The following is a 24,946-nucleotide window of genomic DNA, read 5'->3' as shown; positions in this document are numbered from 1 at the left end:
TCCTAGAAATCGTAGGACAGGCCGACTTCGGCCGTAAGGCCATATTCCTCGTACTGCGAATTGAAGCGCGGCTGATCGAAGTAGGCGTAGAAGGGCTCATCCGTGATGTTGATGACGTTGAGACGGAGCTGCAGCTGCTGGGTGATGCGGTATTTGCCAGTGAAATCCAGCTGCAGATGTTCGTCCACATAGCGGTCGAAGGCCGGGTCGTCGAGCTCGTCCACCTCATCGAAGTAGACATCGCGGTAGCTGGCGGCGAGTCGCAATGACAGACCGTATTTCTCATAGCCGATCGCGAGGTTGAAGAGATTGTCGGACTGGCGCGGCAGCGGAACGTCGCCGTCACGGAAGGGCAAGCGGGCTTCACTGTCGGTCCAGGTGTAATTGGCCGAGACCAGAAAACCATCGAAGGGGGACGGCAGGCCGCGGAACTGCCGTACCGCGCTCAGCTCGATGCCGAAAAGATCCGCGTCGTCGCCATTGACCGTGGCGATGGCCTCGTCGAAATCGGCGAAGGCACCGGTGCCGGCGAGATCGCTGACCACGAAGAAATCGTCCAGGCGCTTGTAGAAGACACCCGCGCCCAGCACGGCGACCCCACCCGGGTAGTGTTCGATCGACAGGTCCACATTCTGCGCGCGCAAGGGGTCGAGGTCCGGATTGCCGACTTCGGCCTGGCGCTCGATCTGACCGTCGTCCTCGGCGATCTCGATCTCCGCGCGCGGCGCGGCGGCCTCGAAGCCCGGCCGGGCCAGCGTCTGGGTGTAGGCCGCGCGCAGCACGGTCGCTTCGCTGAAGGCGTAGCGCAAGTGGATCGAAGGCAGCACATCGGTGTAGCTGTTTTCTGCGCGCAGGGCGGCGAATCGCAGCTCTTCCGTGGTTTCGTCGATGACGGCCTCGGTGCCGATGGCGCTGAACTCGGTGTGTTCGACGCGGATGCCGCCGAAGATGCGCGCCTTGCCGATGTCGACGCTGGCCATCACGTAGCCGGCATAGACATCCTCATCGAGGTCGTAGTCGCCGATGCGGCTCCCCAGGGCGGAGTCCTCTTCGGCCAGTTCGAAGCGGTCCCGGTTGGCGAAGAAGAAGGAGCGCACCGCGCTGCGGTCGGCATAGGGGTTGATATCGCCAAACGGGTAGTCCAGCCGACCGCGGGCGAAATCGGCAACGGTGAAGTCACCGCCGAAGTCGTCGTAGATGAAGGCTTCGGTGTCGGCCTCCTTCTCGCGCAGCCGCAGCTTCACGCCGGACTTGAGATAGCCGCTGAAGGCACCGAAGCGGGTATCACGCCTGATGTCCGCAGACAGGCTCCATTCGCGCTCTTCGGTGAAGTTGTCCTCCAGCTCGATCTCGTCGAGGGCGTAGGTTTCGGCATCGGTGAAGGCCGGGTTCTCGCCGGAGAGGAAGGGAATATCGCTGCCGAAGCGATTCAGGTCGTAGGCGAGGTTCAGGTCTTCGCCCACGAAGGCGAAGCCGAGGGATTCGGGATCGTCCTCATTGGCAAAGGAATAGCCGAGCTGATAGTCGATTTGCCAGGGGCCGCGGAAATGCTCGCTCCCCACCAGCAGCGAGAAGATCTGCTGCGTCTCCTCACGCGCCTCGGACAGCTTCTCCACCTCGGCGCCACTGAAGCGGCCGGCGCGCGCACTCAGCGCTTCGATGTCGCCCTCTTCGAAGGCGAAGACATTGGTGACTTGCAACTCGTCATCGGAAAAATCGCTGAACAGGGTGCGCAGGTAGTAGCTGTCGTCCGCGTTGGGGCGATAGTCCAGGGACAGCGAGGTCGACAGGCGTTCGCGGGTGATCGCGTAGTCGCGCTGTTCGGCTTCTTCCAGCCCCCGGATTTCCGCACCTGAAGGCGCTTCCAGTTCGGGCCAGCCCGCGCTCTCGACATTGTCGGACAGGAAATCGCGCGAGAACCAGGACACCGAGGCGGCCACGCCGAAATTCTCGAAACCGTCGCCCAGGCTGAACAGGCGTGTGGCGGTGGCGCTCAGGCGCGGGCTCCATTCCTCGGCCTTCTCGCTGTAACTGCCGTCTGCGCTGATGCGGGTGGTGTTGCCACGATCAAAGGCGGTGACGCTGTTCAGCACGATGGTGCCGCCCACGGTGTCGCCGTCCATATCCGGCGTGGTGGTCTTGACCACCTCCAGCGACTCGAGCAGATCCGAACTGATCACGTCCAGGTTGACCTGACGGGTGTCGTCCTCCGGACTGGGCACGCGGATGCCATTGATGCTGGTGGCGGTGAGCGTGGAATCAATGCCGCGCACGATGGCGAAACGGCCTTCGCCCTGGTCGTTGGCCACCGACACGCCCGGCAGACGGCGCAGCGCCTCCGCGGCGTTTTGATCCGGGAATTGGCCGATGGCGTCGGCCGAGGCGATGCTCTTGAGGTTGTCGGCGCTGCGCTGCTTGTTGATGGCCGCGGCCTGCCCGGCCGCCTGCCCGATGACGAGCACATCGCCGAGCCCCGCTTCGGCCGCATCGATGCGGAAATCCTGCGTACTGCGACGATTGGCCTGCAGGCGAACCTCGGCGCGCGCTTCCTCGGCGCCCAGATAGTTCACCGTGACGGTGAAGGTGCCGGCCGGCAGCGCGCTGAAGCGATACTGCCCTTCGCGCGTGGTCGACACGGCGCGCTCCAGCTCCGGAATGCGCACGACCGCGCCCTCGAAAGGCACATCCCCGTTCACCGCCAGCACGCGCCCCACGAGCGAGGCGCCATCCTGGGCGGCTGCGACCCCCCAATGCCCCACGACCAACAGCAATATCGCCAGACACCGCACCCCGACCACTCCCCGATTCCACATATGACGCTCCCCGATAAGTACTTGGGCGCGCATCCCACTGCGCGCGCAGCGCACGCTAAGCGCCGCGCGTGACAGCGCAATGAAGCGGAGATGACGGGAGTGTGTGATCGGCTGTGCGCCGACGGGCGGCTCAGGCGCGCATGCGCGCCCAGTAGCGTTCCAGTTCGGCGACGAATTGATTCAGGCGTTTACTGAAGTTGGGGTCACGCGCCAGGAAACGCGCGCCGAATTCCTGATGGGCGCCGTCCAGCGCCAACTTCCAGCGGATATCGATCTTGGATTGCAGGAGATGCTCTTCGCGCCGCACTTCGCAGAAGGCCACCTGCTCGTCGCCGATATCGACATGCGGCACCTCCAGACGCAGGCGCACCCCTTCACGGCCGATATTGACCAGCTGGCAGAGCATGATTTCCCCCGGCACGTGCACCACCGCCACCGTGCGCGGCCCGGTACTGGGCGGAGGGAAGCGCGGCGCGGCCCGGCGCTCGTTCAACTCCGCGCTTTCGGGGATGCGGCAGGTGAGCTGGCCGTCCTGCGGCCTCAGCTGCACGGCCTCCAGCTCGGCGTAAAGGTGGAAGCTGGCGCCATTGAGCCGGCCGCGCAGCTCCACGCCATCACCGGCCTGCAGCGTCCGCATCGCCGGTCCCGGCATGAGCAGGCTCTGCAACTGGAAGCGCTCCGCCGTCACCGACTCGGGCACGATGAGCATCTGACTGGTCTCACCGCCCGGCAAGGCCAGCTGCAGCTGCTCGCGCTGGTTGGTGAGCTGCTTGAGCAGATAGCGGATGCCTTGTGCGGTCAGGCGGTTGTCTTCGGGAACGGAGGGCAAAGGGCGCATGCCATGGTTATTACGGAATGGCCTGGGACCCTGTCAACGCGCACACGACAACCGGAGGCCATGGGTGCGCCTTGCGGTCATCGCAGGCCGCCAAGGGGTCCTCACGCATGGCCTCCCAGCGTCCAGCACCTGCGTTGACGACAGCCCCCTTTTCTCCGCTCGGGCTGCCCCCCTCTACCGCCGGCGCGCAGTCGCCCTGCTCGAGGCGTGGGCCGAAGCAGCGAAATGCGTGATGAAGCCGATGCCGGGCAGCGAGGCCGCAGTCACTCGCCGACTGCTTCGTCCCGCATGCAGCCGGGAGGGGCCGACTTGCAGTCCCTGCCTAGGCGGTGGGCAGCGTCACGCCACGCTGCCCCATGTACTTGCCGGCGCGATCCTTGTACGAGGTAGCGCACACCTCGTCCGATTCGAAGAACAGCATCTGCGCCACCCCTTCGTTGGCGTAGATCTTGGCGGGCAGCGGGGTGGTGTTGGAGAACTCCAGCGTGACATGGCCCTCCCACTCCGGCTCCAGCGGCGTGACATTGACGATGATGCCGCAGCGCGCGTAGGTCGATTTGCCCAGGCAGACGGTGAGCACACTGCGTGGAATGCGGAAATACTCGACGGTATGCGCCAAGGCGAAGGAGTTCGGCGGAATGATGCAGCACTCGCCATGAAAATCCACGAAGCTGCGTTCGTCGAAGGACTTCGGGTCCACGATCGAGGAATTGATGTTGGTGAAGATCTTGAAGTGCTCGGCACAGCGCACGTCATAGCCGTAGCTGGAGGTGCCGTAGGAGACGATCTTGCGGCCATCGACCTCCCGCACCTGCGAGGCCTGATAGGGCTCGATCATGCCGTGCTCCCGGCTCATGCGGTCGATCCAGAGGTCCGATTTGATAGTCACGGGGGCTGCCAGCGGGAATGGGTGGCCCAATTATAGGGAGGAGCGCGACGCCACGGCGGGCATCCGCGGGATCCGCGCCACGGCGCCACCGCTCGGGGCGCACGGGGTACGCGTGGCATACTGCGCGGCCCGTTCAACGGCCCCCGAGCACGCATGGCGCCAGCTTCCCGCGAGATCTTTGTCACCAACGCCCTGCCCTACGCCAACGGCCCGATCCACGTCGGCCACCTGGTGGGCTACATCCAGGCGGACATCTGGGTGCGCTTTCAGCGCGCGCGCGGGCACAAGGTGCACTATGTCTGCGCCGATGACGCCCACGGCACACCGATCATGCTCGCGGCAGAAAAGGCGGGTCAGGCGCCGGAGGACTTCATCCGCGGCGTCCAGGCCGAGCACGGGGCCGACTTCGCTGCCTTTGGCGTCGCCTTCGACCACTACCACTCCACGCACTCCGCGGAGAATCGGGAACTCGCCACGCGCATCTACACTGCGCTGCGCGATGCGGGGCTGATCGAAACACGGACCATCGAGCAGGCTTTCGATCCGGAAAAGCAGATGTTTCTGCCAGACCGCTATGTGCGCGGCACCTGTCCGCGCTGCGGCACCGAGGACCAGTACGGCGACAACTGCGAGAGTTGCGGGGCCACCTATACCCCGGAGGAACTCAAGAATCCGCGTTCCGCCGTCTCCGGCGCCACCCCGGAATGGAAGCCCTCCGAGCACTACTTCTTCCGGCTGGCGGATATGCAGCAGGCCATCGTCGATTGGATGGACGCCCCCGCCACCCACATCCAGCCCGCCGTGCGCGCCAAGCTGGGCGAATGGATGCGCGAAGCCCTGCGCGCCTGGGACATCTCGCGCGACGCGCCCTATTTCGGCTTCGAGATTCCGGATGCGCCCGGCAAGTATTTCTATGTCTGGCTGGATGCCCCCATCGGCTATTTCGCCAGCCTGAAGGCACTGTGCGCACAGCGCGGCGACGATTTCGAGCGCTTCATCGCAAGTGACTCCGCTGTCGAGATGTGGCACTTCATCGGCAAGGACATCGTCAATTTCCACGGCCTGTTCTGGCCGGCGATGCTGCAAGGCGCCGGCATGCGCACGCCCACCGCGCTCAACGTCAACGGCTACCTGACCGTCAACGGCGCCAAGATGAGCAAGTCGCGCGGCACTTTCATCCGTGCAGCGACCTGGCGCGCGCACGTCAACCCGGAACTGCTGCGCTACTACTTTGCCGCCAAGCTGGCCAATGGCGTCGAGGACCTCGACCTCAACCTCGAGGACTTCGTCGCGCGCATCAACAGCGACCTGGTCGGCAAGTACGTCAACATTGCGGCGCGCTGCGCTGGCTTCATCCACAAGCGTTTCGACGGCCGTCTGGCCGACGCGGTGCACGACCCGGCGCTGCTCGAGAGCCTGCGCGCGGAAGCCGACGCCATCGCGGCCGCCTATGAGGCGCGCAATTACGCCAGCGCGGTGCGGCAGATCATGGCGCTGGCCGACGCCGTCAATGAATCCATCCAGGACATCGCGCCCTGGAAGCTGGCCAAGCAGGAGGGCCAGGAGGCCCTGCTGCACAGTGCCTGCACGACCTTCCTCAATGCCTTCCGCATCCTGAGCCTGTATCTCTCGCCCATCCTTCCGGATTTGACGGCGCGGGCGCTGCAATTCCTCCAGGACGAAGCGGCGCCGTGGGATGCCCTGTCCCGCACACTCACCAACCACGCCATCGCCCCCTACGCGCCGCTGCTCACGCGCGTGGATACCCAGACCATGACTGCCATGACCGACGACGCCCGCAGTGACCTCGAAGCCAAGACCAACGCCCCCGAAGCGCGAGGCGCACCGCAGGCTGAGACTATTGATATCAAGGACTTCGCCAAGGTCGACCTGCGCGTGGCCCGCATCGTCCGTGCCGAATCGGTGGAAGGCGCCGACAAGCTGCTTCGCCTGACCCTGGACGTCGGCATTCTCGGCGAGCGCCAGGTGCTGGCCGGCATCAAGGCGGCCTACGCCCCGGAAGACCTCGAAGGCCGGCTCACCGTCATCGTGGCCAACCTCGCGCCGCGAAAGATGCGCTTCGGCACCTCGGAAGGCATGGTGGCCGCGGCCAGCTTCGGTGACGGCAAGCCATTCCTGCTGAGCCCGGACAGCGGCGCCGAGCCCGGCATGCGGCTCGCCTGAGGGGCATCTGCACCATCTGGACGACGTCGCAGCCCGTCACGGGTCATAAGCTCATTGCCAAGTCCGATACGTCATTGCACGTATCGTCGCCGCGTCCGATCATTACCAGTTGCTCGGCCCAGCGCGCGGCCGGACCCGTATTTCGACCAGCCCTGACGTGACTGAATATCTGCTACTGCTGATCGGTGCCGTGCTCGTGCACAACTTCGTGCTCGTGCAATTCCTTGGCCTGTGCCCCTTCATGGGGGTCTCGCGCAAGGTGGAATCGAGCCTGGGGATGGCGTTGGCGACCACCTTCGTGCTGACGCTGTCCTCGGTGGTGACCTACCTCGTCCAGACCTTTGTGCTGGAACCGGTCGGGCTGGAATATCTGCGCACCATCGCCTTCATTCTGGTGATTGCGGCCGTGGTGCAGTTCGTGGAAATGGTGGTGCAGAAGACCAGCCCCCTGCTCTACCAGGTCCTGGGCATCTACCTCCCACTGATCACTACCAACTGTGCCGTGCTCGGGGTCGCGCTGCTCAATCTGCGCGAAGCCCATGACTTCCTCGCCTCGGCGGTGTACGGGCTGGGCGCCGGGCTCGGCTTTTCGCTGGTGCTGATCCTCTTTGCCGGCATCCGCGAGCGCCTTGCCGCGGCGGATGTGCCCGTGGCCTTTCAGGGGGCGCCGGTGGGGCTGATCACGGCGGGTGTCATGGCCTTGGCTTTCATGGGGTTTGGGGGGTTGGCGTGATGGCGCGCAGCGAATCGCTTCAAGCGAATGCAATGACGCTACCGCCTGTGGCGAGACCTCTATGCCTGCGGAGAATGGACTGCTCCGCTAATCGGTTCCGCGCTTTGAGGCGGACAGCTGGCGATTCAGCGCCTGCGCACGCGCGGGTTCCTTTGGTTCCGGCCAAAGGAACCAAAGCCAGGGTGCCCACGGGTGGCCTGGCGCGGCGGTTGCCGCACCAGGTGCCCGGATCGGAGGTCGTGCTCGGGGTCGGGCTGAGGCGCCGTCCATGGCGCCGCAGCCCTTGCTCGACGTCCTGTCTCGCACCCCACTGCGCGCGCCACCCAATCCGGCCACCCGCCAAGGGCACGGGGACTGGCTCGCTGCTGCGCAGCATCGCAGCAATGTCGCGAAGCGACGAGCCGTATGGAATCCCCTGCACCCGCGCCGGAGTAGCGCCTGCGCGCAGGGGATGGCTGGCCATGGACGGCCAGCCAAGGCCTGTCACGACAGGGACGTCGTGTCAGGCCGACCCCGAGCACAAGCGCTACGTAGGGGCCCGGCCCGCTAGGGCCGGCGCAGGTGTGGGGTGCACTCTCTTTGGTTCCTTTCTCTGGGCAAGCAGAGAAAGGGACCCGCACCGTTCGCAGAGATCAGTACGAAGCGCTTCAAATCATGGGTGCGGAACCATGAGCATATTTGGTCATTCAGCCACCCGCGAAAACCATCGTGCTTCGGAATTCCCGCTCTCCATGTCAATCAGATGCGTCGCCGTACATACACAATGGAAACCTCTTGTCTTGACTACTTCTCGGTCAGGAGGCCTTCTAAATGCTTGAAGCCATCCTGGCACTAGGCGGCCTTGCCGCCGTATTCGGCATCGGCCTGGGCTTTGCCTCCCTGCGCTTCAAGGTCGAAGGCGACCCGCTGGTCGACCAGATTGATGCCATCCTGCCGCAGACCCAATGCGGCCAGTGCGGCTACCCGGGCTGCAAGCCCTACGCCAAGGCCATCGCGGCGGATGAAGCGGATATCAATCAGTGCCCGCCTGGCGGCGAGGAGGGCGTCATCAAGCTCGCCGAACTGCTCGGCAAGGAGCCCAAGCCGCTGAATCCGGAGAATGGCACGGCCAAGGAGGCGCCGACGGTGGCGCTTATCGACGAGGATCTGTGCATCGGCTGCACCAAGTGCATCCAGGCCTGCCCAGTGGACGCCATCCTGGGCGCCGCCCAGCAGATGCATACCGTGATCGAAGATCACTGCACCGGTTGCGAGCTGTGCATCCCCCCCTGCCCGGTGGATTGCATCACAATGGAACCGGTGCCGCTGACGCAGCAGACCTGGACCTGGCCCGCCCCCGATGCGCGCAAGGAGCGGCAGGCCGCATGACGGCGCGTATGCTGCATCTCTCCGATTTCCCCGGCGGCCTCAAGCTGGACGAGCACAAGGACCTCGTCGCCGGCGCCCCCATCGCGGTCGCGCCCGTGCCCCCCGAACTGGTCATCCCGCTGGCCCAGCATGTTGGCGCACCGGCCGAGGCGGTGGTCCAGGTTGGGCAGACCGTCCGCCGCGGTGAGGTCATCGGGCGCGCGCAGGGCTATGTCTCGCTCCCCATCCACGCGTCCAGCTCAGGTACGGTCACTGCCATCGAGGACCGCCCTGTCGCGCATCCCTCCCGCATCCCGGCACGCTGCGTGGTAATCGCCACCGACGGCGCCGATACGCTGGCACCACCGGACTGGGAAGTGCTGAGCGATCCGGAGCAGGCCGAGCCCCACGTGCTGCGCGACATCGCGCGCGCCGCCGGCATCGCCGGCCAGGGCGGCGCCTCCTTTCCGACCTTCGTCAAGCTCAACCCGGCGCAGCCGGTGGACGCCCTGGTCATCAACGGCGCCGAGTGCGAACCCTACATCGCCTGTGATCAGACGCTGATGCGCGAGCAGGCCGACGAGATCATCGCCGGTGCCCGCATCATGATGCGAGCGCTGGACACCGCCGAGTGCCTGATCGGCATCGAGGACAACAAGCCCGAGGCGATCCGCGCCATGACCGAAGCGGCGGCGCACGACGCCCGCATTCAGGTCATCACGGTGCCCACCCGCTATCCGCAGGGCGGAGAAAAGCAGCTCATCCAGACCCTGACCGGCCGCGAAGTGCCAAGCCATGGCCTGCCGCTGGATATCGGCATCGTCTGCCAGAACCCGGGGACGGCGCGCGCGCTCTATCGCGCCGCAGTCTTCGGCGAGGCCCTGACCGACCGCGTGATCAGCCTCACCGGCCATGCCATGGCCGCACCCCGCAATGTCCGCGCCCGCATCGGCACGCCCATGCGCTTCCTGGTCGAGCAATTCGGCGGCTTTTCGGAAGCACCGGGACGGCTGCTCATGGGTGGACCGATGATGGGCATCGAACTGCCCGATCTCGACATCCCGGTGGTCAAGGCGAGCAATTGCCTGCTGGCGCTGCCCTCCGCCGAGCTCCCGCCGCAGGAAGAAGCCATGCCCTGCATTCGCTGCGGGGCCTGCGTCGATGCCTGCCCCGCCAAGCTGCTGCCGCAGCAGCTCTACTGGCACGCCAAGGCGCGCGAGTTCGACAAGGTGCAGGACTACAACCTGTTCGACTGCATTGAATGTGGCTGCTGCGCCGCGGTCTGTCCCAGCCACATCCCGCTGGTGCAGTACTACCGCTTCGCCAAGACCGAAATCTGGTCCGAGGAGCGTGAGCGCCAGGCGGCCGACGCCGCCCGTATCCGCCACGAAGAGCGCCAGCAGCGACTTGAGCGCGAGGCGGCCGAGAAGGAGGCCGCGCGCAAGGCACGCAAGCAGAAGGCCGCGGCCGCCAAGACGACCGAAAAGGCCAGCGCCCCCGCCGAGGCCGCCACCGCCGCACCGAGCGACGACCCGGTGGCCCGCGCCATGGCCGCAGCCAAGGCGCGCAAGGCCGCCCGGGACGACGCCGCACCGGCCGAGGCCGTGGCCCAAGCTTCCGACAACGCGGCCCACACGGCAGCAGCTGCGGACGATCCCGTCGCCCGTGCGCAGGCAGCCGCTCGCGCCCGCAAGGCGGCCAAGGGGAATACCGCGGCCGCGAGCGACACTGGCGCAAAGCAAACCGACGCCACCACCGCGAGCGACGCAACTCGTGCCGAAGACGACCCCGTCGAACGCGCCAAGGCAGCAGCGCGGGCCCGCAAGGCGGAGAAGGCCGCGGATGCAAGCGCCTCCACCGGTCAATCGGCCGGTCCGGAGTCCCCCGCCCCGTCGACCGACAGCGATGATCCGGTCGAACGTGCCAAGGCTGCCGCCCGTGCACACAAAGCGGCCAAGGCGGATGCTGCGGCTGCGGGCGACGCTGCGGCGAAACAGCCAGGCGCCACTACCGATCATGACGTAACGACCACCGAAGACGACCCCGTCGAGCGCGCCAAAGCGGCGGCGCGCGCCCGCAAGGCGGAGAAGGCCGGGGCTGCAACCTCGGCCACGCCGAACACAGCCAGTCAGGAAACTCCTACCCCATCAGCCGACAGCGATGACCCCATAGAGCGGGCCAAGGCAGCGGCGCGTGCACGCAAGGCGGAGAAGGCCGCCGCCGCTGAGACACCCGGCGGTGACGCGCCCTCAGCGACTGGCGCGGGCTCAGCCGACAGCGATGACCCGATCGAGCGCGCCAAGGCTGCCGCTCGCGCGCGCAAGGCCGCGAAGGCACTGGATGCCAGCCGCCAGAAGCAGGCCGGAGACGGCGCTTCATGAGCACGGTTTCCTCGCCGCATCTGCCGGTGCGCATCAGCGTCGGTGGGGTGATGGCGCGCGTGCTTGCGGCCTTGGCGCCAGGCATTGCGCTCTACGTCCTGCTGTTCGGCCCCGGCGTGCTGCTCAACATCGCGCTCTGCGCCGGTGCCTGCTGTGCCACCGAAGCGGCCTGGCTCAAGGCCCGTGGCCGCAAGCCGGGTCTGCAGATGCGCGACAACACCGCGCTGGTGACCGGTGTCCTGCTGGCATTGGCGCTGCCACCGCTGACACCTTGGTGGATTCCGGTGGTCGGCGGCGTCTGTGCCATTGTGCTCGGCAAGCAGATCTACGGCGGCCTGGGCGCCAACCCCTTCAATCCGGCCATGCTGGGCTATGTTGTGCTGCTCGTTTCCTTCCCGCTGCAGCTTTCGCTGTGGCCGGAGCTGGCGCCGATCTGGCGCGATGCGGGCGCCGCGCTGGCACAGCTTGCGATTCCCTTCTCCGGCGAATGGACCGCGCAGATGGACGCGATCAGCGCGGCCACCGCGCTGGATGCGGTACGCACCGGGGTCGGCGATGGCGCGACGCTGGCCGAGGTCTCCAGCGGCAGTGTCGCCGGCCTGTTTCGTGATGGCTACGCCTGGATCGCGCTCGCCTGGCTGGCAGGTGGCGCCTGGCTGGTCCATCGCAAATGGGCGGCCTGGCGGATCGTGCTCGGCGTGCTGCTCGGCGTTGGTCTCTTCGCACTGCCCTTCTGGCTGTACGATCCCAGCCGCTTTGCCTCTCCGCTGTGGCACCTCCTGGCGGGCGCGACGCTGCTCGGCGCCTTCTTCATCGCCACCGACCCGGTATCGGCTGCCACCACGCCGATGGGCCGCCTGTATTACGGTCTGGCCATTGGAGCGCTGACCGTGATCATCCGCACCTGGGGCAATTATCCGGACGCCATCGCCTTCTCGGTGCTGCTGCTCAATCTCTGCGTCCCCCTCATCGACCAGTACACGCAGCCACGCGTCTATGGCCAGCAGCGCCACCCGGAGGATGCGCCGTGACGGGCGAGAAGATGCCTCCGATGCTGCGCCAGATGCTCGTCTCGGGCGGTCTGCTGGCCGTCTTTGGCATGGCCGGCGCCCTGCTGCTGGCAGCCTCGCATGCAGTGACGGCGCCGCAGATCGCCGCCAACGTCCAGGCCACGCTGGAGCGGCAGCTGCACGCCGTGCTTCCGGCGGAGCGCTACAGCAATGCGATCACCGAGGACACTCTGCGCATTACCGATAGCGAGTGGCTGGATGCGCTCGGAACCCGCGACCCGGTGACGGTCTATCGGGCACGCCAGGACGGTGAGCCGACGGCCGCCGTCTTCGACATCACCACGCCGCAGGGCTACAGCGGTGATATCCGACTGCTGATCGCCACCGATCTGTCCGGCACCATCACCGGCGTGCGCGCGGTGTCTCACCGCGAAACGCCCGGGCTGGGCGACAAGATCGATCTCGCCAAGACCGACTGGATACTGGCCTTCAACGGCCGTTCCCTGGGCAACCCGCCCGCAGACGACTGGGAGGTGAAGCGTGATGGCGGCGTCTTCGACCAGTTTTCCGGCGCGACCATCACCCCGCGCGCGGTAGTGCGCCAGGTGGCGCGGGTGCTCGCCTTCTTCGAGGCGCACCAGCGGCAGCTCTTCGAAGGTGGCAGGGACGATGCGCCCAACGCTCCGGCTTCCAACGGGACAGCACACTCATGAGCTACAGCAAGATCGCCCACGAAGGCCTGTGGAAGAACAACCCAGCCATGGTGCAGCTACTGGGACTGTGCCCCCTGCTGGCCACCTCCAGCACCGTGATCAACGCTACCGGCATGGCGCTCGCGACGCTCGTCGTGGTGGTGCTGACCAACGTACTGGTATCGCTGATCCGCAGCCATACCCGCAAGGAAGTCCGCATCCCGATTTTCGTCATGATCATTGCCGCTGCGGTCACCGCGGTCGAACTCTTCATGAACGCCTATCTGCACGAACTGTTCCTGCGGCTGGGCATCTTCATCCCGCTGATCACCACCAACTGCATGATCCTCGGCCGTGCAGAAGCCTTTGCCTCCAAGAACACAGTGCAACGCGCCGCCTTTGACGGCCTGATGATGGGGGCCGGCTTCGGTGTCGTGCTGATCGCCCTGGGCGCCCTGCGCGAAGCACTCGGCCAGGGCACATTGCTGGCCGGTGCCGACATGCTGTTCGGCGCCGCGGCGGCGAACTGGACCATCACCCTGGTGCCCGGCTTCGAGGGATGGCTGCTCGCGGCCCTGCCGCCGGGTGCCTTCATCGGCCTTGGCTTTCTGGTTGCCGGCAAGCAATGGCTGGATCAGCGCGCGCAGCAGAAGGCGCAGCGCGCCCCGGCATCAGCGGTGACCGGCGAGGCTTCGGCGCGTTGAACGCCGACAAGCGGCGCGCCATCTTCGAGCGATTGCGCGCCGAAAAGCCGGCGCCCACCACCGAGTTGCGCTACGACACGCCCTTTGAACTGCTGGTCGCGGTGGTGCTGTCCGCGCAGGCCACCGATATCGGCGTGAACAAAGCCACGGCCCGCCTGTTCCCGCGCGCGAATACGCCCGAGGCCATCCTGGCCCTCGGCGAGGACGCCCTGCGCGACACCATCAAGACCATCGGCCTCTACCGCGCCAAGGCGGCCAATGTGATCAAGCTGTGCCGCATGCTGGTCGAGCAGCATGGCGGCGAGGTACCGCGCTCGCGCGAGGCGCTGGAGGCGCTGCCCGGGGTCGGGCGCAAGACCGCCAACGTCGTGCTGAACACCGCCTTCGGCGAGCCCACCATCGCCGTCGACACCCATATCTTTCGGGTCTCGAACCGTACGCGGCTGGCCCCTGGCAAGACCGTGCGCGAGGTCGAAGACCGCCTGGTGCGGCTGACGCCTTCCGAGTTCCGCAAGGACGCCCACCACTGGCTGATCCTGCACGGTCGCTACGTATGCAAGGCGCGCAAGCCGGAGTGCGGGAACTGCTGCATCAGCGACCTCTGCGAATACCCCCAGAAGCTGCGCCCTACGTCGGTATCGCCAGCCTAGACCGCCTTTGCGGCATGCGGCTCGGTCACCGGTAGCTCAAGGCAGATGGTGGTGCCTTCACCGGGCGCGCTGCGCACCAGCAGGCGGCCGCCGAGGACTGCGGCGCGGTGGGCCATATTGTCCAGCCCCTTGCCCAGTGGGACTGCCTCGCCATGCGCAAAGCCGACCCCGTCATCGCTGAATTCGATGCGTACCACCGCGGCATCTCCCGCATCATTGCTGCCCACAGCGGTGGACACGCGCACGGTACTGGCACCCGCGTGCTGCATCAGATTGCTGAAGGCTTCCTGGGCAATGCGCAGCACATGCAGGGCCTGGGGTGCACGCAGCCAGTCGAGCATGGGCAAGGGTTCCACTTCCCATTGCATGCCGATATGCGCTTGTTCGAGCTGGGGGGCAAGGCGATAGCGCAGGTTGCCGAGCAGGCTGAGCAAGTCGCCGTCGACGGGCTCCAGGGAGTCCACGGTCAGCTTGAGATCGGCGATCGCTGAGCGCAGCGCGTTGGCTGCGCGCGGATCACCTTCCTCTCCGCTGGCTTCCACCGCGGCCAGCGTCGTGACCAGATTGGCGCCGATGCCATCGTGGATTTCCCGCATCAGCCGTTGGCGCTCTTCAGTGAGTGCCTGCTCGCGATGCAAGGCCTCGAGTCGCTCGAAGCTGGATTCCAACGCCGCCTGCCGCTCCTGCACGCGTTCCTCCAGCGTGCGGTTGAGAATCTCGAACTCCCCCAGCCATTCCACGTAACGCGCGCCCAGTGCCAGAGAGAAGGACAGGAACATCAGCACCGCGCCCACCGGCATCAGATAGGGCAACTCAAGCGAGACGAAATGCCCCATCACGGCAAGGTCGTAGCAACTCACCCCGATGGTGGTGGTGTAGCCCACCGCAAGCAGCACCGGGGGTGCGCTGCGCAGGCGCATGGCACGCTCAATGAACAGGCCCGCCGTGAACAGCGCCAGTGGCAGCAAGCCCAGATAGACCCACGGGGCGACCTCGTAGGCATCCAAGCCTGTGCCTGGCGCAATCGCCACCGTCACCAGCGTGGCGCTCAGCAGCAGGATACGCGCCAGCCGCGGACGCACCAGATCGTAGTAGCGGAAGGCGAACAGGAACAAAAAGACCATCGTCCAGGGCAGCGAGGCCGTCGTGATCCACCAGAAGACTTCCGGCGATACGGGCGGTACTACCACGAAGTAGTGCAGCATGCGCACGGCGAAGACGGCCGCGCCGAGACCAAGCAACAGATGCAACCGCTCCGAGCGCCGAACCGCCCACACCCCGATGGAGAACAGGGCAAGCCCGGCAAGCATCCAGAAGCCCGCCTGCGCCGTGCTGATGCGAAGGATGTAAGACCATTGGTAATCGTCGCGCAGCGCCGCGGGCGGCCCAACGCGCAGTCGACCGATATCGACCTCGCCCGTGTAGGGCGAATCCACGCCAATCAGGACTTCATTGCTGCCCGCCTTGAGCGCGATACGCGGCACCACCGTCCAGAGCGGGCGGTTCCAGCCATGCTCGATCCGGTCCGCTTCCAGAAAGGAACGGTCGATCATCGAGCCATTGACGTAGACCCGCGCGCGATCGGAATAGCGCGGGGTATAGAGCGCCAGCGAGCGCACCACCGGATCGCCCAGCATGAAGCGGAATCGGTACCAATGCACCGGCGCCTTCAGGGGTCCATGCGGTCGGTTGCCCAGGCGGGAGCCTTCCAGCCGCGGTGTCGCCTCGGTGTCGGGAAGATCCACCCATGTCCAATCCGCAGTGACCAGAGGGGTAACGTTCTGCGGCGTCACGGTCCACTGCGCCCGCTCGAAAAGCCGCACCTCGTCGGTGGCGGCACTGGCTGGCCATGCCAGTGCGCTGACGAGCAGCAGAAGGGCGCCCGCGCTAGCGCGGCAGCAGGCCCATGCGCTGCGCCTCGAAGACGGCTTCACCGCGTGAACGCACCTGGAGCTTTTCGTACAGACGCTTGACATAGGTTCCGACGGTGTGCGGCGAGACATCGAGCAGACGGGCGATTTCCTGATAGGCGAACCCACGCGACAGCAGGTTGAGCACTTCGCTCTCGCGGGGGGACAGGACCGAGGCGGTCTCGCCGTCCTCAGCGGCACCGGTACTCGGCTGCAGACGCTGCAGGAGTTGTCGGGCAATGATAGGCGTTATCGGTGAGCCACCGTCGCGCAACTCCCGGATGCGGGCGACGAAGTCGGTCTGGGTATCGTCCTTGAGCAGATAGCCGGTGGCACCGGATTCGATGCTCTCCAGCACATTGCGCTGATCGCCGAAAACGGTGACGACCATGATGTCGCACTGTCGATACCGTGCATGCGCATGCTGGATGACGTGGATGCCGCTGGCGTCGGGCAGGCCGAGATCCACCAGCAGCACATCCGGCTCCGCGGCATCCAGCGCGGCAATGCCCTGCGCCGCGGTGGCCGCCCACGCCAACACCTCGACCCCGCCACTACGCACGAAGGCGGCGTCCAGCCGCTGCCGCATCTGCGGGTCGTCTTCCACAACGATGAGGCGAATGGGATCGGGCATGCCCCATTGTGCGCGCCGCCCTGCGCAAGCAACAGCCATAGAGGCTGCGGATACGTCACGGAATTTCGGTACACACCTCGATAATGTGACGCCTAGACTCCGGGGTTGGTTGCTAACCAGTGACTACGACGCGACAAACCAACCGATGGGAGTACGAGCAATGACAGCAATACGAAACTGGACAACCCTGGCGGCCGTGGTGGCCTGTTTGTCCCTCGGGGCCTGCAGCGACAGCGATGGCGACGGCGGTGGCGCTTCGGGGAATGGCGGAAACGGCGGTCAGATCGGGAACGGCGGCGGCAACGGCGGTAATGGCGGTGGCGGTAACGGCGGTGGCAATGGAGGAACCGCGGAAACGCGCGATCAGGCAGCCCAAGAGGGCGCCATCGCCACGCTGCTTGCCAAGGTCGCATCCACCGCAGCCAGCCAGGCGGACGACGCCGACGACAGCAACAGCACGCAGTCGCTGTCCACAAAGCAGCAGGACGGATGCGTCCAGACCAGTGAAAGCACCGAGGACGTCGGATCGCCCTTCGCCTCGCCGCTGAGCGTGACCACCACCACCGCCGACGACTGTCGCGATTCCGGACAGGGTGACGGTTTCTCCTTCAGTTCGCGGCAGGACGGCGTCCTGGCCGTTGGCGAAGCAGAGAACGGCAACGTGATCTATATCCGTGCCAGCGACATCAGTGGTGACCCGACCAGTGGCGGCCCGTACATCCTTCAAGTCGAGAGTACTTTCAACGGCCAGACCACCTCGCAGGATGTCGAACTGCGCGGCGAACTCAATGTCTGCGACAACTGTGCCAGCCCAACCCGTGGCGGCAATCTGGAGCTGATCGGCTATCTCAGCAGTTCCTTCGCTGGCAACAATGTGCCTGCTTTCTCGTCAACTTTCGGCACCGGTCCGAATGATCCGGCGACCATCATCATCAACGAAGGCAGCCAGACCACCGAAACGCGCATCGACGGGCCCTTCGAATTCAGCGACAACGGGAGCTGTGATGTCTCCACCGACTACGAGACGGTAGACCCGATCATCACCGACAACAGCTCAGGCCAGATCCAGAGCGGACGGCTCAATGTCACCGTCGACGGCGAGAGCTTCGTAGTCGTCTACAACGGCGACGGCAGTGTGACGGTGAATGGCGAAACCTACACCGCGCAGGAACTGGCAGCACTCAACAGTGATTGTGCCGACGCGCTGGAGGATGCCTCGCAGCAGTCCCAGTAGCTGCAGCGCAAAGCCTTACATCGAAGCGCCCGCGCACCCTGTGCGCGGGCGCTTTGTCATTTCAGAGCAACAGCAACAAGCCGAGCAGCCCGGTTCCGCCCACGACGAATCCACTGGTTTCCAGGATGAGATGACGTACCGGGATGGGCGCGCCACAGCAACGCGCACGACCGTCGAGATGCAGCCACCCGATGATGGGGGTGGCGTCCAGACGGCGCAGCGGGCGACGGCAGGCATCGCAATGGGCGCCGGGGCGCATGGCAGACCACCACCCGACCCGCGTGATGGCCGCTCGGCGGTCGATGGTGCGATCGATCAGGGCCGCGATCAGGGTACCGGCCACACCGCCGACCAGAAAGAAGACAACAAGAATCATGGGGATCGGATAGTACCCGCTAGTTCACCCAGCGTCGTGCATTGACGAACATCTGCATCCATGGCGTGTAGGCGCTATCGCGTCGCGGCCACCAGGAACCGGTGGTGCCGGCGACGGTACGCTCCGGATGCGGCATCAGGATGGTGACGCGCCCGTCGCTGTTGCATACACCGGTCAGACCACGCGGCGATCCGTTCGGATTGACCGGATAGTGCTCCGCTGGCGCACCATCGCCGTGGGCGTAGTACATCGCGATCTGACGCCCTCGATCGAGACGCAGCATGGCGTCCTCGGACAGTGCCATGCGGCCCTCGCCATGCGCTACCGCCACCGGCAACAGCGCGCCGCCCATGCCGGCAAAGAACAGGGAGCGCGATTCTGGCACCACGATCTGGCTCCAGCGCGCCTCGAACTGCTCGCTGCGATTGCGCTCCAGCTGTGGCCAATCCTCCGATCCCGGAATGATCTCGGCCAGCGCTGCCAGCATCTGGCAGCCGTTGCAGACCCCCAGGGCGAAGCGGGCATCGTCCGCGAAGAAGGCGGCGAAATCGGCGCGCACCGCCTCGTGGAACAGGATCGAGCGCGCCCACCCCTGCCCGGCTCCGAGGACGTCGCCATAGGAAAAGCCCCCGCAGGCAACCAGCCCCTGGAATTCGCGCAACGACCGGCGCCCTGCCAGGAGATCGCTCATGTGCACGTCCACGGCTTCGAAGCCGGCCTGATCAAAGGCCCACGCCATTTCGACATGGCCGTTGACGCCCTGCTCGCGCAGGATCGCCACCCGCGGCCGTGCACTGGCCACGGCCGGAATATCGAAGGGCGCCACAGGATCCGCCACCACGTGCAAGGGCTCGCGCCATGGCTGATGCTCGCGCGCCTGCTCCACGCACTCCGGCCGGTCGCGCAGGCGGCACATCTCGGCACTCGTTTCCGACCAGATGCCCTCCAGCGTCCGTAGCGGCGCTTCGAAGCACAGGGTCTTGCCGTGGCGCAGGCGTACCTCCTCGCCGGCCGTGGGGGTCCCCAGATCGCTGATCCGGGCGTGGGTGCCAAAGGCCTGACGGACCGTCTCTACTGCCGCCGCCTCGACCTGGATCACCCAGCCGAGCTCTTCGTTGAAGGCTGCCGCCGTGGGGTCCGGTCCCAATGTATCCAGGGCGACATCCACGCCCAGACGGCTGGCGAAGGCCATCTCCGCGAGGGTGACGAAGAGCCCGCCGTCGGAGCGGTCATGGCAGGCGCGCACGATGCCCTCATGCATCAGATGCGTCAGCGTCTCGAAACTGTGGCGCAGGCAGTCGGCGTCGTCCACATCCGGCACCGCGTCGCCGATGGCGCCGTAGACCTGCGCCAGGATGCTGCCGCCGAGCCGTTGATGCCCGTGCCCCGGTTCCACCAGCAGCAGCCGGCTGCGCAGTCCACGCTCCAGTTGCGGGGTGACATGGGCGCGCACATCAGGCACCGGTGCGAAAGCCGTGGCGATGAGCGAGACCGGCGCGGTCTGGCGCTGCTCCCCATCGTCGTCCTGCCAGACACTGCGCATCGACAGGGAATCCTTGCCGACGGGTATGGCCACGCCAAGCTGCGGGCAGAGTTCCTCTCCAACGGCGCGCACCGCGTCGAACAGGCGGGCATCTTCGTCGTCGCTGCCACAGGCGGCCATCCAGTTGGCGGACAGGCGCACATCGCTCAGCGACGTGGGCGCAGCGGCGGCGATATTGGTCAGCGCCTCGGCCACCGCCATGCGCGCCGAGGCGGCCGCGTCGACGATGGCCAGCGGGGCACGCTCACCCACCGCCATGGCCTCACCGGTCATCGCCGTGAAACCGGTGGCCGTGATTGCACAGTCGGCCACCGGCACCTGCCAGGGACCGACCATCTGGTCGCGTACCGTCAAGCCCCCCACCGTGCGGTCACCGATGGTGATGAGAAAGTCCTTGGCCGCCACGCTGGGGTGACGCAGCACGCGCTCTGCAGCCTCACTGAAATCGATGTGGTCGGTGAGGAACGGCGGCTCCTGTGCGGCCTGGCGATGGGTATAGCGTTCCATGCGCGGCGTCTTGCCCAGCAGCACGGGCATCGGAATGTCGGCAGCCTTGGCGCCGTCCGGGGCATCGACAAGCAGCACCGGTTCGGCCGTGGCCGTCCCGACCACCGCCATGGGACAGCGCTCGCGCGCACAGAAGGCCTGCAGTCGCGGCACTTCGGACTGGGGCACCGCGAGCACGTAGCGTTCCTGTGACTCGTTGCACCAGATCTCCATCGGTGACAACGACGGATCGGCACAATCCACATCCGCCAGCCGGAAGTGGCCGCCGCGCCCATCGGCATCGATCAGCTCAGGCAGCGCATTCGACAGGCCGCCGGCACCGACGTCATGGATCGAGAGAATGGGATTGTCCGCGCCGGCTGCCCAGCAGGCGTCGATGACCTCCTGGCAGCGCCGCTGCAATTCAGGATTGGCGCGTTGTACCGAAGCGAAATCCAGGGCCACATCACCGGTGCCGGTGGCGCGGCTGGAAGCGGCGCCACCCCCCAGCCCGATCAGCATGGCCGGTCCGCCGAGAACAATCAGTGCGGCCTCCACCGGCACTTCGGCCTTGTGTACGTCCGGCTCCCGGATATTGCCGAAACCGCCCGCGATCATGATCGGCTTGTGATAGCCACGGCGGCGGCCGCGGCCGTCGCGCGTCTCGAAGCTGCGGAAGTAGCCGGCCAGATTCGGGCGCCCGAATTCATTGTTGTAGTTGGCCGCGCCGATCGGCGCCTCGAGCATGATGCGCAGCGGTGACGCCATGTTGCGCGGCGCCGAGTCGGGCTGTTCCCACGGCCTGGGCGCCGCGGGAATGCGCAGATGGGACACGGAGAAGCCACACATGCCGGCCTTGGGGCGGGCGCCTCGGCCAGTGGCCGCCTCATCGCGGATTTCGCCGCCGGCACCGGTGGCCGCACCCGGGTCCGGCGAGATGCCGGTGGGATGGTTGTGCGTTTCCACCTTCATCAGCAGATGCACGGGCTCGGTCACGCTGTGCCAATGCCCGTTGGCCTGACGCAGGAAACGCGTCGCGCGCGCGCCCTGCACCACTGCGGCGTTGTCGCGGTAGGCGGACAGCACCCCCTCGGGCGCGGCGGCGTGCGTCATACGGATCATGTCGAAGAGGCTGTGCCGTGCCGGCACCTCATCGACGGTGAACTGGGCGTTGAAGATCTTGTGTCGACAATGCTCCGAGTTGATCTGCGCGAACATCATCAGCTCGGCGTCGGTGGGGTCGCGTCCGGTGGCCGCATAGTGCGCGTGCAGGTAGTCGATTTCCTCCTCGGAGAGCGCGAGCCCCCATGCATGGTTGGCCTCGGCCAAGGCCGCCCGCCCCTGCGACTGCAGCGGCACGTGCACCAATGGCCTGGCCTCCGGGGTATCGAAGACCTGGGCAAGGCCTGCGGCATCATCGAGCAGGCTCTCGGTCATCGCATCGAAGATCTCGGCGGCCGCCGCATCCGGAAGCGTACCGGCAGGCAGGCCGCTGATCCAGCGCGCCCGCTCGATCCGCTCCACCGACAGCCCGCAGACACGGGCGATATCGCTGGCCTTGCTGCTCCACGGGGACAAGGTACCCAGGCGTGGCACCACGAAGCGCGCGCCGGCGTCAGCCGACAGTGCGTCCATGCTGAGTGGCTCCGCATTGCCCAGCAGCGCGCCGAGGCGTGCCACTTCTTCGGTCGATACCGTGCCTGAGACCAGGTAGATCGAGCGCACCGACAGGCGCGCGGGATCCGCCAGGGCCACACCCATCGATTGCAGCCGCCGCGCCAGCGCTTCCAGCCGGAAATCAGACAGCGCGGAAGGTCCCAGGAAACTAAGCATGATCGATTCCAATAACGAATGGGGGCGGCCGAAGCCCGTGCGTGACCAAGACTCGGCTCATAGGCTGCGCCAGTCCAAGCCACTGGCCTGGCCCGCAACAGCCAGCCAATGAGCCTCGCAGCCGAGCGCAGTGGCCACGGCGCGACGCGCGAGTTCGGGTGTGTTGTTCTGTTCCGACAGATGCGTCAGGGCCACGTGCCGCAGCCGGGAAGCATCCAGTGCGCCGGCCAGCGCGGCGGATTGCGCATTGGAAAGATGACCCAGGCCGCCCCCGACGCGCGCCTTCAGGCTGGCGGGATAGGGGCCTTCCGCCAGCATCTCGGGGTCATGATTGGCTTCCAGCAGCAGCGCGTCGACGCCGTGCAGGGAGTCCACCATATGCGGCGTGACGTGACCGGCGTCGGAGAGTACCCCGAGCCGACGCGCCCCATCCCCGACAACGAATTGGCTGGGCTCGCGGGCGTCGTGCGGTACGGGCAGGGGCGTGACTTGCAGATCGCCCACCGCAAAAGGGGTGTGCGGGTCGAAATAGTGCGGCTGCGCCAGAGCCGTCCCCGCGCGCGACCTCGCCGCCGCGTAGGTGCCGGGTGTCATCCAGACGGGAATGTCAAAGCGACGCGACAACGGCCCCACGCCGCGCAGATGATCACCGTGCTCGTGGGTCACCAGAATGGCCGTGAGGGCGGACGCATCCTCGCCCAGCCGTGCCAGCCGCTGGCAGGTGTCCTCAATGGTGAAGCCACAATCAATGAGAAGCCGCGTGTTGCCGCAGGAGATCAGGGTCGCGTTGCCGCGACTGCCGCTGCCCAGTACAGCGAATCGCAGTGCCGGCACCCGCTCAGCTGCCGCGATTGCCGGGATTGAACACAGGGAGATGGGCCACCTTCCCGCTTTCACCCTCGGCGTCGCTGATGCGCGCCGTGCCGCGCTTGGTGACCTCGTCGATGCGCACCACCTGATGGACGGGTACGTAGAAACGTTCGACGTTCTCGAACTCCGCCTGCAGCTTTTCTTCGGTGGGGTCGACCAGCACCTGCGACTTCTCGCCGAAGACCGGCTTGCCGATCTCCACGAAGCCCATCATGTTGGCGTGGGAGACCTCGCGGGCGTAGATCTCATACACCTTGCCTTGCTGTACGAAGCTGATGCGATAGAGCGGCTGCTTTCCCATGATGTTTCTTGGCCGAGTGAGTCGCTACAGCGGCACTGCCGCCGCGCTGCATTTTACAACAGCGTCGGCGGCATCCTTCGCCGGAGCCGCTTCAGCCGCGACCCTGGCCCTGACGGTTCGCACCCTGCGCAGGGCGCTTGCGGCCGCGGCGCTGCGGCTTTCGGCCGCTCGGCGCGCGGGCATCCCGCGTTGCCGGCGCGCGCTCATTGCCGCCTTCGCGCGCTTCACCGCTGCCATCCTTGCGTCGCGGTCCGCCGGAGGGACGCTTCTTGGAAGGCTGCGTGCGCTGGGAGGGGCGTGCCTCCGAAGCGCTTTCCTCGCGGCCTGCCCCCTGCGGCGGCTGGAAGCCGGACGTGTCCAGGGTGTCGATCTTCCGGCCCAGGTGCCGCTCGATATCTCGCAGCAGGGACTGCTCGTCGCGGCCGACCAGCGAGATCGCGACACCGGTTGCACCAGCACGGGCGGTGCGACCGATGCGGTGGACGTAGTCCTCCGCGACGTGCGGCAGTTCGTAGTTGATGACGCAGGGCAGTTGATCGATATCAATCCCGCGTGCAGCGAGATCGGTAGCCACCACGATCCGCGTGCCACCGCTGCGGAAGCCATCGAGGGCCTTGCGACGGGCACCCTGGCTCTTGCCGCCATGCAACGCCACGGCGGGCAGCCCATCCATCGTCATCTGCTTGGCGAGCCGGTCGGCACCATGCTTGGTGCGGGCAAAGACGAGCACCTGCCGCCATTCGGGGTGCTGACCCACCAGCCATGCCAGCAGGGCACGCTTGTGATTCTTGTGCGTCCGCACCAGATGCTGGGTCACGCCTTCGGCAGTCGTGACCTCGGGCGCAATCTGGACGCGCTCGGGTGAACGCAGGAAGCGCCCCGCGAGCTCAAGGATGGGGTCCGAGAAAGTAGCGGAGAACAGCAGCGTCTGACGCGACTCCGGCAGCAGCTTCAGAATGCGCTTCAGATCGTGGATGAAGCCCATGTCGAGCATACGGTCGGCTTCGTCCAGCACGACATGCGCCACGCGCGACAGATCGACCAGCCCCTGGTTGTGCAGATCAAGCAGCCGCCCAGGCGTGGCCACCAAGAGATCCAGCCCGCGGGCGATGCCCTGCGCCTGCGGCCGCTGGCCGACACCACCGAAGATGGTGAGGCTGCGCACATTCAGGCCGTTGCCATAGCTGCGCGCCGAATCCCCGATCTGTCCCGCCAACTCGCGGGTGGGTGCCAATATAAGGACACGCGGAGTGCGCGCGCGCCCCGTGGGAACCTCTGCCTGACTCAGCTGATGCAGAAGCGGAAGGAGGAACGCGGCGGTCTTGCCGGTACCGGTTTGCGCGCTGGCGAGTAGATCGCTGCCGCGCAAGACAATCGGGATGGCGGACTGCTGGACGGGGCTGGGCATGGTATAGCCCGCCCGCGCGCAATTGTTGGTCAGGGCCTTGCCCAGACCAAGTGCTTCAAAGGACATCGGGACTCCGGGCGCATGGCCACGGCAAAAGGGCGAGCATCATA

Annotated in this window: 19 protein-coding genes; 9 read left to right on the top strand and 10 right to left on the bottom strand. The window is 66.3% G+C overall.

Annotated elements, in window-relative coordinates; genetic code table 11:
- Positions 1-2: 2 nt before the first annotated feature.
- From ACOOFO_RS07350 to dcd, 3 genes are all read right to left on the bottom strand, one after another.
- Positions 3-2,813 carry a TonB-dependent receptor gene (locus ACOOFO_RS07350; protein WP_420429449.1) on the bottom strand — a complete coding sequence of 937 codons (2,811 nt, stop codon included), beginning with the start codon at positions 2,811-2,813 and terminating at the stop codon, positions 3-5.
- A 130-nt stretch (positions 2,814-2,943) separates the two neighbouring features.
- Entirely contained in the window at positions 2,944-3,651 is a 708-nt protein-coding gene (locus ACOOFO_RS07345; protein ID WP_420429447.1) for a PilZ domain-containing protein, read from the bottom strand.
- Between the two features lie 322 nt (positions 3,652-3,973).
- A complete protein-coding gene (gene dcd / locus ACOOFO_RS07340; protein ID WP_420429445.1) occupies positions 3,974-4,540 on the bottom strand; it encodes a dCTP deaminase in 567 nt (188 codons plus the stop codon).
- Between the two features lie 153 nt (positions 4,541-4,693).
- On the opposite strand from dcd, the gene metG reads away from it, so the two are divergent.
- The 8 genes from metG to nth all read left to right on the top strand — a co-directional run bounded on the left by metG (position 4,694) and on the right by nth (position 14,241).
- The gene (gene metG, locus ACOOFO_RS07335) at positions 4,694-6,724 is read left to right on the top strand and encodes a methionine--tRNA ligase (protein ID WP_420429443.1); all 2,031 of its coding nucleotides are present in this window, start codon (positions 4,694-4,696) and stop codon (positions 6,722-6,724) included.
- 157 nt (positions 6,725-6,881) lie between these two features.
- Complete coding sequence (rsxA, locus tag ACOOFO_RS07330; RefSeq protein ID WP_223057716.1) at positions 6,882-7,457, top strand: electron transport complex subunit RsxA; 576 nt, start codon at positions 6,882-6,884, stop codon at positions 7,455-7,457.
- 810 nt (positions 7,458-8,267) lie between these two features.
- The gene (rsxB, locus tag ACOOFO_RS07325; RefSeq protein WP_420429441.1) at positions 8,268-8,825 is read left to right on the top strand and encodes an electron transport complex subunit RsxB; all 558 of its coding nucleotides are present in this window, start codon (positions 8,268-8,270) and stop codon (positions 8,823-8,825) included.
- Positions 8,822-11,185 carry an electron transport complex subunit RsxC gene (gene rsxC / locus ACOOFO_RS07320; protein ID WP_420429439.1) on the top strand — a complete coding sequence of 788 codons (2,364 nt, stop codon included), beginning with the start codon at positions 8,822-8,824 and terminating at the stop codon, positions 11,183-11,185. The genes rsxB and rsxC overlap by 4 nt, the downstream gene beginning before the upstream one ends.
- Complete coding sequence (locus ACOOFO_RS07315) at positions 11,182-12,216, top strand: RnfABCDGE type electron transport complex subunit D (protein WP_420429437.1); 1,035 nt, start codon at positions 11,182-11,184, stop codon at positions 12,214-12,216. Before rsxC ends, ACOOFO_RS07315 begins: the two co-directional genes overlap by 4 nt.
- Positions 12,213-12,908, top strand: a complete 696-nt coding sequence (gene rsxG / locus ACOOFO_RS07310; RefSeq protein ID WP_420429435.1) for an electron transport complex subunit RsxG — start codon at positions 12,213-12,215, stop codon at positions 12,906-12,908. The genes ACOOFO_RS07315 and rsxG overlap by 4 nt, the downstream gene beginning before the upstream one ends.
- A complete protein-coding gene (locus tag ACOOFO_RS07305; protein ID WP_420429433.1) occupies positions 12,905-13,591 on the top strand; it encodes an electron transport complex subunit E in 687 nt (228 codons plus the stop codon). The genes rsxG and ACOOFO_RS07305 overlap by 4 nt, the downstream gene beginning before the upstream one ends.
- Positions 13,588-14,241, top strand: a complete 654-nt coding sequence (gene nth / locus ACOOFO_RS07300; RefSeq protein ID WP_420429431.1) for an endonuclease III — start codon at positions 13,588-13,590, stop codon at positions 14,239-14,241. The genes ACOOFO_RS07305 and nth overlap by 4 nt, the downstream gene beginning before the upstream one ends.
- Here the strand turns inward: nth and ACOOFO_RS07295 are convergent.
- A complete protein-coding gene (locus ACOOFO_RS07295; RefSeq protein ID WP_420429429.1) occupies positions 14,238-16,175 on the bottom strand; it encodes an ATP-binding protein in 1,938 nt (645 codons plus the stop codon). The genes nth and ACOOFO_RS07295 overlap by 4 nt on opposite strands.
- Positions 16,129-16,785 (bottom strand): response regulator, encoded by a 657-nt coding sequence (locus ACOOFO_RS07290; RefSeq protein ID WP_420429427.1) that lies wholly within the window; start codon positions 16,783-16,785, stop codon positions 16,129-16,131. Before ACOOFO_RS07290 ends, ACOOFO_RS07295 begins: the two co-directional genes overlap by 47 nt.
- 160 nt (positions 16,786-16,945) lie before the next feature.
- On the opposite strand from ACOOFO_RS07290, the gene ACOOFO_RS07285 reads away from it, so the two are divergent.
- A complete protein-coding gene (locus ACOOFO_RS07285) occupies positions 16,946-18,019 on the top strand; it encodes a hypothetical protein (protein ID WP_420429425.1) in 1,074 nt (357 codons plus the stop codon).
- Between the two features lie 61 nt (positions 18,020-18,080).
- Here ACOOFO_RS07285 and ACOOFO_RS07280 read toward each other — a convergent pair whose 3' ends face one another.
- The 5 genes from ACOOFO_RS07280 to ACOOFO_RS07260 form a co-directional block, all read right to left on the bottom strand.
- The gene (locus tag ACOOFO_RS07280; RefSeq protein WP_420429423.1) at positions 18,081-18,395 is read right to left on the bottom strand and encodes a prepilin peptidase; all 315 of its coding nucleotides are present in this window, start codon (positions 18,393-18,395) and stop codon (positions 18,081-18,083) included.
- 19 nt (positions 18,396-18,414) lie between these two features.
- Positions 18,415-22,257 (bottom strand): phosphoribosylformylglycinamidine synthase, encoded by a 3,843-nt coding sequence (purL, locus tag ACOOFO_RS07275; protein ID WP_420429421.1) that lies wholly within the window; start codon positions 22,255-22,257, stop codon positions 18,415-18,417.
- A gap of 57 nt (positions 22,258-22,314) precedes the next feature.
- A complete protein-coding gene (locus ACOOFO_RS07270) occupies positions 22,315-23,091 on the bottom strand; it encodes an MBL fold metallo-hydrolase (protein ID WP_420429419.1) in 777 nt (258 codons plus the stop codon).
- A gap of 4 nt (positions 23,092-23,095) precedes the next feature.
- A complete protein-coding gene (locus tag ACOOFO_RS07265) occupies positions 23,096-23,428 on the bottom strand; it encodes a DUF1820 family protein (protein WP_420429417.1) in 333 nt (110 codons plus the stop codon).
- A 91-nt stretch (positions 23,429-23,519) separates the two neighbouring features.
- Positions 23,520-24,902, bottom strand: a complete 1,383-nt coding sequence (locus ACOOFO_RS07260) for a DEAD/DEAH box helicase (protein WP_420429415.1) — start codon at positions 24,900-24,902, stop codon at positions 23,520-23,522.
- Positions 24,903-24,946: the final 44 nt, after the last annotated feature.

The sequence above is a fragment of the Algiphilus sp. genome (assembly GCF_965216485.1).
Taxonomy (GTDB): domain Bacteria; phylum Pseudomonadota; class Gammaproteobacteria; order Nevskiales; family Nevskiaceae; genus Algiphilus.
The sequence above is the reverse complement of the archived record's forward strand: the minus strand, read 5'-3'. Positions and strand labels throughout refer to the sequence as shown.